Raw genomic sequence first — 12,879 nt, forward strand, 5'->3', positions numbered from 1 at the left:
GGAATAGAAGATGAAATACAGCACTTTAGCCAAGTTTCCAGAAGGTTTTTTGTGGGGGGCGTCCACTTCCGCATATCAGGTGGAAGGCGCTTGGAATGAAGACGGAAAAGGACCGTCCGTCATTGATGCGCGCGAAAGCTATCCGGAAGGAACGACCGATTTTCAAGTCGCGAGCGACCACTACCACCGCTATAAAGAGGATATCGCGCTGTTTGCCGAAATGGGATTCAAAGCGTACCGTTTTTCAATCGCCTGGACGCGCATCATACCGGATGGGGACGGTGAGATCAATCCGAAGGGCATCGAATTTTACAGCAATCTGATCGATGAGCTTCTCAAATATAACATCGAGCCGATCGTGACGATGTACCACTTCGACCTGCCGAATGCGCTTCAGAAAAAAGGCGGCTGGTCTGACAGGAGAACGGTTGACGCCTTTGAAATATATGCGAAAATCCTTTTTGAACACTACGGCGACCGTGTGAAATACTGGCTGACCATCAACGAGCAAAACATGATGATCCTGCACGGTTCCGCGCTCGGCACGCTTGATGAGAACCTGGAAAATCCGAAAAAAGAGCTGTATCAGCAAAATCACCACATGCTGGTCGCCCAGGCGAAAGCGATCAATCTGTGTCATCAGCTTCTGCCTGATGCAAAGATCGGGCCGGCTCCAAATATCGCGCTGATTTACCCTGCTTCATCGAAACCGGAGGATATTTTAGCCGCATTTAACTATAATGCGATCCGAAACTGGCTGTACTTAGACATGGCTGTGTACGGCCGCTACAATACGACAGCATGGGCATATATGAAAGAAAAAGGCTGTACGCCGGCTATTGCCGAGGGGGATATGGAGATTCTGCGCTCCGCCAAACCGGACTTTATCGCGTTCAATTACTATACGTCGCAAACGGCTGAAGCGAGTAAAAACGACGGCAGCGATACAGCGGCCCGCGGCGGAGACCAGCATTTGCAGACAGGCGAGGAAGGCGTATACAGGGGAAGCAGCAACCCCCATCTGAAGAAAAACGAATTTGGCTGGGAAATCGATCCCGTCGGCTTCCGTTCCACACTGAGGGAAATTTATGACCGCTACCAGCTTCCGCTCATCATTACCGAAAACGGCCTCGGCGCATTCGACAAGCTTGAGGACGGAGACGTCGTTAATGATGACTACCGGATCGACTATTTAAAGCAGCATATTCAGCAAATCCAATTGGCGATAACGGACGGCGTCGATGTCTTCGGCTATTCGCCATGGTCGGCGATCGATTTGATTTCGACGCACCAAGGCTGCTCAAAGCGCTACGGATTTATATACGTGAACCGCGACGAATTCGATTTGAAAGACCTGCGCCGGATCAAAAAGAAAAGCTTTTACTGGTACAAAGAGCTGATCGCTGCAAATGGCGAGAACCTGGATTAAGCAGTTTAAAGCACCCTTTGTCACGAAGGGGTGCTTTTATCGTTAAAACGAGATAATGCCGAGTATCACCGCTGCAATCGTCATCACAATGGTCGTACCGATCGCCCATTTTAATGTGAATTTTTGATGATCGCCAAAGGTGACGCCGACCATTCCGACGAGAAGGTATGTTGACGGAACAAGCGGGCTGAGCAAGTGGACAGGCTGCCCTAAAAGCGAAGCTCTGCCGATTTCGGCCGCATCGATTCCGTAGTTTGATGCCGCTTCTGCGATAATAGGAAGGACGCCGAAATAATAGGCATCGTTTGACATGAAGAACGTAAACGGCATACTTGTGATCGCCGTAATAATCGGCAAATGCGGACCCATTGAATCCGGAATTAATGATACGAGGGAATTGGCCATGGCATCAACCATCTTCGTCCCCGACAGGATACCGGTGAAAATTCCGGCTGCAAACACCATGGAAATGACCGACAAAGCATTCCCGGCGTGAGCGGATATACGGTCCTGCTGCTCTTTAAGCTTAGGATAATTGACCATTAAAGCGATGGCAAAAGCGGTCATGAACAAAATCGGGAGCGGCAGCAGGTTGGTAACCAACGCAACCATCAACACAACCGTCAGCAAAAAATTGAACCATAGCAAGGACGGGCGTTTGAATGACGGCGCCTCTGAGGCCGCTGACGTTTCCGATGTCGTTTTGACGGAAGATTGATATTCAATATCCACAACCCCGAGCCTTTTGCGTTCTCTTTTGCCGAGGACATAAGCGACAAAGATGACCCATAGAAGTCCTAGGATCATTGCCGGAATCAGCGGGGTAAACACTTCCGACGTGTCTAGCTTGAGGGAGGTCAGCACGCGCGCGGTTGGACCGCCCCACGGAATAATGTTCATCACGCCTGAGCCGAGCATCGCGACCCCCGCCAGTATAAGCGGATTCATCCCGAGCCGCTTGTAGAGCGGAAGCATCGCCGCGATCGTAATCATGTATGTCGTGGTACCGTCACCGTCCAACGAAATCATCATCGTCAAAAGGGCTGTGCCGACTACGATTTTTAACGGATCTCCTTTAACGAATGTCAGGATTTGCTTAATAATCGGATCAAACAAGCCGGCGTCTATCATAATGCCAAAATAAAGAATGGCGAATAACAGCATGATTCCTGTCGGCGCTATATCAGATATGCCTTTCAGCATCATGTCGCCGAGTCCGCCCGCAAAACCGCCGATCAGCGCAAAAACGATCGGGACAAGGATCAAAGCGGTCAAAGCGGATACACGGTTGGACATAATCAGGTACATGAACACAATAATCATCATAAATCCTAAAATCGACAGCATAAACCGTTCCCTCCAAATGATGTTTTCTTTTTAAAAGCCGTATGAAGCCTTTTATTAAAAGAACCCCTAAAGAAAGCGTTTGCAAAAGTCAGTGTAATAAATTTTAGAATTATCTAAATAATTATTTCTAATTTTACACAAATACGATTTGCTGTCAATTGAATCTTTTGCCCGCATCTTCAAGTTTATGAAACTTCAAAACAGGGTATATCATAAAACAGCATCCTAAAAGAATCCGCATGAAACAAAAAACGGGAGGGAGCTGTCATGAGTAAGGATGAACGCCGCAAGGTCGATGAAAACAGCAAGGATGAACAGCTTGAATACTACCGGACCGACAACCGCGGCAAAAAAATGACGACGAACCAGGGTGTGCGCATATCTGAGGATGAGCATTCATTAAAGGCCGGGACGCGCGGCCCCACGCTGATGGAGGACTTCCACTTTAGGGAAAAGATCACCCACTTTGACCATGAACGGATTCCGGAGCGCGTCGTTCACGCGAGGGGATTCGGAGCGCATGGCCATTTTCAGGTGTACGAACCGATGACAAAGTATACAAAAGCGAAATTTCTTCAGGATCCTTCTGTGAAAACGCCTGTCTTCGTCCGGTTTTCGACGGTTGCAGGCTCAAGGGGGTCAGGCGATACCGTCCGCGATGTCAGGGGATTTGCCGTGAAATTTTATACGGAGGAAGGGAACTACGACCTCGTCGGCAATAACATCCCCGTTTTTTTCATCCAGGATGCCATTAAGTTTCCTGATTTGGTGCATGCTTTTAAACCGGAGCCTCACAATGAAATCCCGCAGGCGTCCACGGCGCACGATACCTTTTGGGATTTTGTCGCCAACAATCAGGAGACGGCGCACATGATCATGTGGGCGATGTCGGACAGGGCGATTCCGCGCAGCTATCGGATGATGGAAGGTTTTGGCGTTCATACGTTCAGATTCGTGAATGATAAAGGCAAAGCCCGTTTTGTGAAGTTTCATTGGAAGCCGGTGCTGGGCGTCCATTCGCTTGTCTGGGACGAAGCCCAAAAAATAGCCGGCAAAGATCCGGATTTTCACCGGCGCGATCTGTGGGAAGCCATCGAAAGAGGAGACGGTGCAGAATACGAACTTGGCGTACAAATGATCGATGAAGAAGACGAGTTTAAGTTTGATTTTGATATCCTCGATCCGACGAAACTGTGGCCGGAAGAGATGATTCCGGTTCGGATCATCGGGAAAATGACGTTAAACCGAAACCAGGACAACGTCTTTGCGGAAACGGAACAGGCGGCGTTCCACCCGGGCAATGTCGTTCCGGGCATCGATTTTACGAACGACCCGCTTCTTCAGGGCCGGCTGTTTTCCTATACCGATACACAGCTGATCCGCTTGGGCAGCCCGAACTTTCACGAAATTCCGATCAACAGGCCGGTCTGCCCGTTTCACAACAACCAGTATGACGGCTATCACCGCATGACGATCAATACCGGCCCTGTCGCATATCATAAAAATTCGCTGCAGCAGAACGATCCCGCCCCTGCTTCTGAAGAGGAAGGCGGATATATACATTATCAGGAAAAAGTCGAAGGCCGGAAAATCCGCCGGCGCAGCGACAGCTTTAAAGATCATTTTTCTCAGGCGAAGCTTTTTTGGAACAGTATGTCTCCGGTCGAAAAAGAACATATTGTATCGGCGTTCCGTTTTGAGGTCGGAAAAGTCAAAAGCAAGGACGTTCGCAAGCAGGTCGTCGAGATGTTCAACAAGGTCGACCGGAAACTGGCGAAACAAATGGCTGCCGGAGTCGGCGTGAAGCCGCCTGAAAAAGATGAAAGCTCAAAAGTGACGCTCAAATCCCCGGCACTAAGCCAGGAGAACACGAGGAAATCACCGCTGACAAGAACGGTTGCGATTTTAGCCGAAGACGGCTTCAACCATTCCGAAGTTATCCGGGTCCTCACAGCCTTCCTTAAAGCCGGGCTTGTTCCCGATGTCATCAGCTCGCATTTAGGCGCAGTGAGAGGAGACAACGGCAAAGAAATCGAAGCCGGAAATACACTGCAGACCGCCGATTCTGTGCTGTATGACGCCGTTTATATTCCAGGCGGCAAAGACAGCATTGAACGGCTGAAGAAACAAAAGGCCGCGTTGGACTTCATCAATGAAGCGTTCAGCCATTTTAAAGCGATCGGAGCCGCAAGCGAAGGAGTTGACCTTCTGACGTCCGCGGCCGGCATCCGTGCGCTCTCAGAGCCCGGCATCGTAACGGCGGCCAGCGGCGATGCGCTCGATGCATTCAGTAAAGAGCTGATCGAAGCGGTCGGTATGCACCGTCATTGGGAGAGGACGGTATAAAAAAAAGGGGCAGGCACTTAGGAGCCTGCTCTTTTAAATCAAAACTTTTTGGATAGAATCATCCACGAAGAAAATAACGTGATAATCTGCAAGGAAACCAAAATACGTAAAATATCAAATGCCGCCAATGTAAAAAAGCCCAGCTGCATTCCGAATATAAGTACAAGAAAATACACAGATAATGCGATCATGGAATACTGCATTCCTTTTTGTCTGATGAGTTGTGCTCTTTCATCCTTTTGTTCGAATTGCGGGTAGAGGTAGCCTTGAGCAAAACTTAAAAAGGATAATGCACCCCACATAAAAGCTCAGGATAAGGAACCAGCGGCTATTCCAAAGAACGCTTTAGCAACAAATATAAATACAAATAATCCTCCAATGATATTGTAACTTTTTCGATATGTCATGTATGATCCTCCTCATAACGTTTTTACTGCTCATCATCTAAAAAAAAGATGCTCTCCACCTGTGTATTAAAAGTACGCGCGATTTGAAGCGCAAGAGGCAGAGACGGATTATACCTGCCTTTTTCAATTGAAATAATCGTTTGCCGGCTTACTCCAAGGATTTCAGCTAATTTATCTTGAGAATATTTATTATTTTTTCGGTACTCCGCTAATTTGTTTTTCAATTTAAGATGCCCTCCATATAACTGTAAAGGGTGCTTTACAACCTTGCCCTCATTATATTGGAAATTTAAATAATTGTAAAGGTTCCTTTACTTTTTGCCGCAAAAAAAACTTGCCAACTAAATGGCAAGTTTTTAACCTTTAATCGAATTACCACACAAACAACCCGACAATCGCTGCGCTCAACAGTGAGACGGCAATTCCGCTGACAAGCAGCTTCCAGACGTTTTTACCGATAACCGCAGATTTTTCGTCTTCTTTAAATAAAGAGTTATATGTTCCATAGATCATGCCGACGGTGCTGAAATTAGCAAAGGAGACTAAAAACGTCGTTGCGACCGCGGCTGTGTGCGGCGGAAGCGATTGTAACTGCGTTTTTAAATCCATCATCGCCACAAATTCGTTTGTGGCAAGCTTCATGCCCATCAGCTGTGCGACATACATCGTGTCATTCCATGATAAACCGAGCAAGAACGCGAACGGGCTGAAGATGTACGAAAAGATTTTTTGGATCGTCAAGCCGTGCATGATCAGACCTAAGATGCCGTTTACGCATGACGTTAACGCAACATATCCGATGACCATCGCCAAAATGACGATTACCATGTTCATGCCGACCATCATGCTGTTGGAAATCGTTGAGAAGAAGTCCTTCTTTTCTTCCTTCGGCGGCACGTAAATGATGTCTTCGTCTTTCTTAACTTCGACCGGGTTTAAAATGCTCGCCAGGATCAACGCGTTTAAACAGTTTAAAGGAATGGCCGTAAATACATATGTGGCCGGAACCATCGCCAAATAAGAGCCGATGATCGAACCGCTGATGCTGCTCATGCTCATGATGCCGAACGTCAATAGACGGTTTGTCTTTAGCACGGACAATTGCTGACGAATGACGGCCAGCGCTTCCGTGTTGCCCAAAAACATCATTTGAATCGAAAAGAAACTTTCCAATTTAGGAAGCTTGGATACTTTTGAAATCACCCAGCCGATCTTATCGATCAGCCACGTCAGGATGCCAAAATAAGACAGAATGTCAAAGAATGTGACGACAAAAATAATCGGCAGCAAGGCGCTGAAGAAAAAGTCGACCGTCGGATTGCTCATCACGGACGGAAAAGCAAACGCGATGCCGTCTTTCGCGCAGTCTATCAGCCAAGAGAAGAATGAGGCGATTACGTTAATGACAGAGCCGCCAATCTTCGTCCCGAGCATAAACCATGTTACCAACAGTTCAAGTACAAGGAGAGAAAGGATCGGTCTCCACTTTACTTTTTTCTTTTGCGGGGAACATAAAAAAACAACGGCCATGACGACAAAAATACCCAAAATATTAATTAAAAAATACATGATCCCAACTCCCAAAATATTTTTTGAAAATAAAAAGGCTCTTATTTTTTCATAGATTCTGACAATACAGAAAGCATGAAAAATAAGAGCTGACGTAAAATAGATGGAATGGCGAAACCGTCCTATTTTCGTGTTCAAATCTATCAAACTTTCTTGTAGTCTAGCGATTTACGGTTGCTAGGTAGAAACAATCAGACCCTATTACTGATTATATACAAGAATGCTATTTGTTATTTTGACTGTATTTTATCCCGACAACCGTTAAAAATCAACCCGCCATTATATTTTCACAATAATAAATTATTTCCAATACTCCTGTGACATATACAAAAAAGCCGCCATTTTGACTGTTGATTTTATCCGTGCTTCATCTGACCATGGCTTATATCCATTTAAATTGGAGGAATGACAGATCTAGGCGTCCCAATAACTGCGATATTTGAGTTTGGCGGAAGAAGCGGCAAGAACAGAAGCATTTCCTGTCCCTTACTGAAAGTCCCCGCCCAAACGATGAATCTTATCATTCGTTTTTCATTACTCCGTCTCAATGATACACTCCTAAGTTCCCCCTGGAAATTCAAGATTTTAGCAAAGATCCTATTAATAGCACAATAGGACTTTTCATAACGCAAGACTTAACAAATATTGAGTCGGCTGTTATCACTAAAGAAAAACTACAAAACACATTAGCAACAGGAAAGTTAAAAGATTACTATGATTTATTCTCCGAGATAGACAAATCGGGAAGATATTCGCTTTTATTTTTTGATGATATGATTTTAGATAAAAGGACCAATCGATTAATTGATATTAATAAAGATGATTATTTAAGCGAAGACGGTAAATATGTTTATATTAACGGAGTTAAAGAAAAAGAAACAAATGTAATGCCTGTTGGTATTCAACAGATACAAACAGTGGATAATTATCTAAAAGGAAATGAAAAATATGAAGCTCAATTTAAGATTGACTTCAAACAAATTGCGAAGGAGATGGGTTTTGATGCGGGCGATGCAAGGATAGCTAATATTCAATATTTTAATGAAGATTATGTAGTTTTGTATATTTCCTATCATGGGAAGACAATCGGTACAGCAGGCTCTGTTAATGTATTGATCGATTTACAAAAAAACAAAAAACAGCCAACCGCTTACTTAGTTGATTTAGGAATTGACGACTAGCGGGACTGAAGAGTTTTTGTTCAGGCCTTTTCTCATTTTTCTCAAAACATCATATAGTAAGAGAAAAAAGTTAAATAAGACAATACAGTCTGGGAAACTAAAAGGTTACCTGTCTGTTTTTCCGAAAGTACAGAGTGTGAATCATATCGTAAGTTATTCGACAACATGATGAAGAGACCGTAAAAAAACTGCACCTTAGACAGCGGCTAAGGTGCAGTTCACATTTCCCGGCATTTTCAACCCTGCCTCACCCGCCGCGCTCCATATCCATTCGGATTGGCAGAATGCCAGTTCCAGGCGTCGCGGATAATCGCGATCAGGCTGTTGTGCTTGGGGGTCCAGCCCAGCTCTTTCCTGGCTCTGGAGGAGGAAGCGATCAGCGTGTCGGGAGCGCTGCCGCTGCCTTCTGCGTAACGCATGTTGATCAGGCTGATGCCTGTAACGTATTGGGCGGCCTGGATGACTTGTTCGGCGGAATAGCCTTCTCCGTACCCGAGGTTGAATGTCCGGCTTTCGCCGCCTTTTCTCAAATGGCTGACAGCGAGCACATGGGCTTCCGCCAAATCCTGGACGTGGACGTAGTCGCGGATGCATGTCCCTTCTGCCGCCGTGTGGCCGTCGTATGATAAAGATATAAAAGGTTTTTGTCCGAGCGCGGCGCGAAGAACATTTGAAATCAGATGCGTATCGCTGTCTTCGGCGTCGGCCAGAAGCGCGCCTCCCGCATTGAAAGAGCGAAGAATGACATATTTCAGTCCGGACGCTTTTTCGGCTTCCATCAGCATTTTCTCCATCGTCCATTTTGCCTTTCCGTGCGGGTGTACGGGCCGGGGCTCTGTTTCCTCTGTAATCGGACCGTCTTTGGCGTTCCCGTAAACAGAGGCGCTTGAAGCAAAGACGATCCGGCCGACGCCGAATTCCTTCATGACCGCAAGCAGCGTTTCCATACCTGTGATGTTTTCGTTAAAGGAGGCAAACACGCTGTCTGACTTCGAGGAAATCGGAGTGGCGGCGAAATGCATGACGGTTTCGATGTCCTCGTTGGCGAATACCTGTTTGAGAAAATGCCGGTCCCTGATGTCTCCCTGATAAAAAACGGCTTCGGGATGGACGGCTTCCGCTTGCCCTGTTGCCAGGGAATCGACAACGACGACTTTTTCATGTTTCTCAATTAACGTGTATACGGCGTGGGAGCCGATATAGCCGGCTCCTCCGGCAACGAGTATGCTCATCGAAATCTCTCCTTTTGTATCTCTTTTTTGTTACATGATATGCCGCTGAGGGGCGGCTGCCTGTCTCTTTTCTTCAAATCCGTATTTTCCGTCTATGATATAAAGCGGCCGGTCTTTGACTTCGTCATAAATCCGTCCGATATATTCGCCGATCGCTCCGAGGATGATCAGGATAAATCCGCTGAACAAGCATTGCAGGATGATCATCGAAGACCAGCCGGTAATGGTGCTTGTCGTGAACAGCTTCAGGCAGACGACGATAAAGGCGTATATAAAGCCGATCGCGGAAAGCACGATTCCTGAGTAGCTCGCCAGTTTTAACGGCTGGAAGGAGAACGATGTAATTCCGTCCAGCGAAAGCTTCAGCATTTTCTTGAGCGGATACTTCGTTTCGCCGGCGAGCCGTTCGCGGCGTTCATAGTACACGGCCGTTTGATTGAAGCCGAGCCAGCTGACGAGTCCGCGTACAAACGGATTTTTCTCTTTCAATTTGTTCAGTTCTTTGACGACTTTGCGGTCCATGAGCCTGAAGTCTCCCGTATCGACGGGGATGTCAACATCCGTGAGCTTTCTCAGGGTGCGGTAAAACATGGAGGCTGTCTGTTTTTTGAAAAACGTTTCTCCTTCCCGCTTCGTCCGGACGGCATAAACGACGTCATAGCCTTCACGCCATTTCTCCGCCATTTCCAAAATCAGTTCGGGCGGGTCCTGCAAATCCGCGTCAATGACGACGATCGCTTTTCCCGCTGCGTAGTCCGTTCCTGCGGTGATCGCTATCTGGTGTCCGAAGTTTCTTGAGAAATTCAGGCATTTTACGGCCGGATCAGTGTTTGCCAGCGACTTCAGCATATGAATGCTGTCGTCGCTGGAGCCGTCATTTACAAAAATCAGCTCATAGGCTTCACCGGTTGAATCCATGACGTTTTTGAGTCTGTCATAAGTGTTGTGAAGAACCTCTGCCTCATTATAGACAGGGATTACGATTGAAAATGTGATTTCTTTCTGCACCTTCATCACCCTTCCTTTATCAGTCTAACTCCACTTTATAGAGAGTCTGGTTTCCTCCCGGTCCGATTGCTTGTGATTTGCTCGTTGAAGACGAGCCGTTCCACTTGCTCTCGGAAATCTTTTTGCCGTGCTTTTTAATCCAATTTGTAATGTCAGAGCTTTGCATTCCTTTGTCATCGCCGATCAGGAAGTATTTGACTTCGCCGTTTTTGACGAGCTTTTCGAGCTTGTTCACGGTCAAAATCGGGTCGCTGCCGGAAAATCCGCCCATCGCCATCACCGCTTTGCCGGTTTTGATGATGTAAGATTGAGCAGAAGTTGCGCTGGAGACTGCAAATAAGTATTTTTCTCCGGTATTGTTCTTTTCCAGGTATGACAGGAGGGCTTCATTGACTGATTCGCCGCCGCCCATTCCGCCTGATCTCATTTGCTTTTTCTGATCAGAGCTGCTGCCTTGCTGGGTTTGATCGTTTTGGCCGGCGCTGCTGCCGGCGCTGTCATTGTCCTGCCCGTTTTGGCCGGAATTCATGTCAGGCGGTGCGCCATTGCCGCTTTGGCTGCTGTCTGACTGGCCTTCCTGGCCGTCAAATCCCGGAGGTCCGTAACCGTTTTTCATTTGCATCTTGCCGCCGGCTCCTCCAAACGATTGCGCCGATTTAGGCCCGGCTTGCGGGATCATGCCGTTCACTCCGTCAGCGAGAGTCACCGTCGTCCAGTAGAAAGGACCGATCAGCATGCCGAGAAGCGCTGCAAGCGAAACGTAGTAGCTGAATGACTTTCCTTTTTTGGCAAAGAAGAAGAGAAGACAGCTTGTGCCGATTCCGAAAGCGCCGATGAGAATGCTCCAGCCGATTCCGATGTCGCTGAGATAAGGGCTGAAGATATATAATTCAAACGCGGTTGTCAGCAAAACGCCGATTGGCAAAAGCCATTTTTTCCAGCCGCTTTCTTCCTGATAAAGTCGAACAAGTGCCGTCCAACCCGCACCTGACAAGGCTGCAATCGGTGCCGCCAGCATGATCAGGTAGTAGTGGTGGAAGAATCCGGCGATGCTGAAGAAGGCAGCGACAGGGACAAGCCACATCGTCCAGAAAATCGTTTCATTCGTTGTATCATTGAATTTTCTTTGACCGCGAAGACCTGTGATCAGTAAGCCGATGATGCCGAACAATACAAACGGAATCAGCCAGCTTGCCTGACCTGAAAGCTCAGATTGGAACAATCTCAGAGGTCCCGGTGTACCTGTGCCGAAAGAGCCTGCACCGTTGCCCCCGCCTCCGGGACCGCCGCCGCCTTTTTGAACATCGCCCGTCTGGCCGCCCGGACCGCCTGAAGGCATTTCGCCGCCGCTTGGCGGAGTCATCTGTCCGTTTGAGGAAGATGAACTGCTACTGGACGTGCCGCTTTGCTGCTCTTGGTTCGATTTCTTTTGTGTTTGATCGGAAGCTGCTTTGCCCCCGCCTGCTCCGGACTGTCCCGTCAGACGCTGGACTCCGTTGTAGCCGAAGGCGAGCTCCAGGACAGAGTTCGTCTGGCTGCTGCCAATATAAGGCCGCGAGCTTTCCGGCTGGCTGTCAACGACGACTGCCCATGATACGGAAACCGCCGCAAGAACGATGACCGATGTAATCAGAGACACAATTTTTTTGCGAATCGTCGTCTTTGCTGCAAACAGATAAAACAGCATAAATGCAGGTAACACCATGTACGCTTGCAGCATCTTGACGTTAAAGCCGACACCGACCATGAAGAAGGATGCGAGCAGCCACGATATTTTTCCTGTGCGGACTGCTTTAAACAGCATCCATGTTGCAATCATCAAACAAAGGACGAGAATGCTGTCGACATTGTTTGTATGGCTGACAGCAACGGCAATCGGTGTACACGCCATAACGAGTGCGGAAATTCTTGCTGCCGCTTTTCCGAAAGTAGGTTTTACAATGAAGTAGAGCAGTGCTACGGAAACGACTTCCGCAATTCCTTCGGGAAGCACAACGCTCCAGCCGTGCACGCCGAACACAAGCGCGAAAAGCGTCTGTACCCATAGTGCGACCGGCGGTTTATCGACGGTTACAAAACCTCCCGGATCAAAAGAAGCATAAAAGAAGTTGTGAAAGCTTTGCGTCATACTCGTAACGGCTGCCGTGTAGTAGGCGTTGTCTGTATCGCTGTTCCAGATGCCGTACAGGTTGAGCGCTGCGGATAATAAGAGAATGAGAACTAGGAATATATCAATTTTCCTTTTCTTTATCATGATTCGATCACCTCACTAACAAGCATTATAGAAGCCAAATATGATCAAACTATGAACAAATCAAGAAGGATTTTTAAAAGAGGACATAAAAAAAGCCATACCTGAT

9 protein-coding genes and 1 riboswitch are annotated in these 12,879 nt (G+C 47.3%); of the genes, 3 read left to right on the forward strand and 6 right to left on the reverse strand.

Going from position 1 to position 12,879, the window contains the following annotated elements:
• The first annotated feature begins 10 nt into the window (after nt 1-10).
• The gene (locus AB447_RS20330) at nt 11-1,429 is read left to right on the forward strand and encodes a glycoside hydrolase family 1 protein (RefSeq protein ID WP_048354225.1); all 1,419 of its coding nucleotides are present in this window, start codon (nt 11-13) and stop codon (nt 1,427-1,429) included.
• A gap of 42 nt (nt 1,430-1,471) precedes the next feature.
• On the opposite strand, the gene citH is transcribed toward AB447_RS20330, so the two are convergent.
• A complete protein-coding gene (gene citH, locus AB447_RS20335) occupies nt 1,472-2,776 on the reverse strand; it encodes a citrate transporter CitH (RefSeq protein WP_048354226.1) in 1,305 nt (434 codons plus the stop codon).
• Between the two features lie 267 nt (nt 2,777-3,043).
• Between citH and AB447_RS20340 the strand changes: the two genes are divergently transcribed.
• Nucleotides 3,044-5,122, forward strand: a complete 2,079-nt coding sequence (locus AB447_RS20340; RefSeq protein WP_057957734.1) for a catalase — start codon at nt 3,044-3,046, stop codon at nt 5,120-5,122.
• 430 nt (nt 5,123-5,552) lie between these two features.
• Here AB447_RS20340 and AB447_RS20350 read toward each other — a convergent pair whose 3' ends face one another.
• Together AB447_RS20350 and AB447_RS20355 are read right to left on the reverse strand one after the other, a co-directional pair.
• Complete coding sequence (locus AB447_RS20350) at nt 5,553-5,753, reverse strand: helix-turn-helix transcriptional regulator (protein WP_048354227.1); 201 nt, start codon at nt 5,751-5,753, stop codon at nt 5,553-5,555.
• Between the two features lie 148 nt (nt 5,754-5,901).
• Nucleotides 5,902-7,098, reverse strand: coding sequence for a NupC/NupG family nucleoside CNT transporter (locus AB447_RS20355; protein ID WP_048354280.1), 1,197 nt, complete (start codon nt 7,096-7,098; stop codon nt 5,902-5,904).
• A 136-nt stretch (nt 7,099-7,234) separates the two neighbouring features.
• Nucleotides 7,235-7,336: riboswitch (purine riboswitch) on the reverse strand.
• A gap of 535 nt (nt 7,337-7,871) precedes the next feature.
• Between AB447_RS20355 and AB447_RS20365 the strand changes: the two genes are divergently transcribed.
• Nucleotides 7,872-8,279, forward strand: coding sequence for a hypothetical protein (locus AB447_RS20365; protein ID WP_053071241.1), 408 nt, complete (start codon nt 7,872-7,874; stop codon nt 8,277-8,279).
• Nucleotides 8,280-8,515: 236 nt separating this feature from the next.
• Here the strand turns inward: AB447_RS20365 and galE are convergent, their stop codons facing one another.
• From galE to AB447_RS20380, 3 genes are read right to left on the reverse strand one after another with little or no spacing between them, the layout of a single operon-like run.
• Complete coding sequence (gene galE / locus AB447_RS20370; RefSeq protein WP_048354229.1) at nt 8,516-9,511, reverse strand: UDP-glucose 4-epimerase GalE; 996 nt, start codon at nt 9,509-9,511, stop codon at nt 8,516-8,518.
• Between the two features lie 30 nt (nt 9,512-9,541).
• On the reverse strand, nt 9,542-10,525 hold the full coding sequence (locus AB447_RS20375; RefSeq protein ID WP_082634683.1) for a glycosyltransferase family 2 protein: 984 nt from the start codon (nt 10,523-10,525) through the stop codon (nt 9,542-9,544).
• Nucleotides 10,526-10,538: 13 nt separating this feature from the next.
• Nucleotides 10,539-12,773, reverse strand: a complete 2,235-nt coding sequence (locus tag AB447_RS20380; protein ID WP_048354230.1) for an ArnT family glycosyltransferase — start codon at nt 12,771-12,773, stop codon at nt 10,539-10,541.
• Between the last annotated feature and the right edge of the window lie 106 nt (nt 12,774-12,879).

The sequence above is a fragment of the Bacillus glycinifermentans genome, from assembly GCF_001042475.2.
Lineage (GTDB): Bacteria > Bacillota > Bacilli > Bacillales > Bacillaceae > Bacillus > Bacillus glycinifermentans.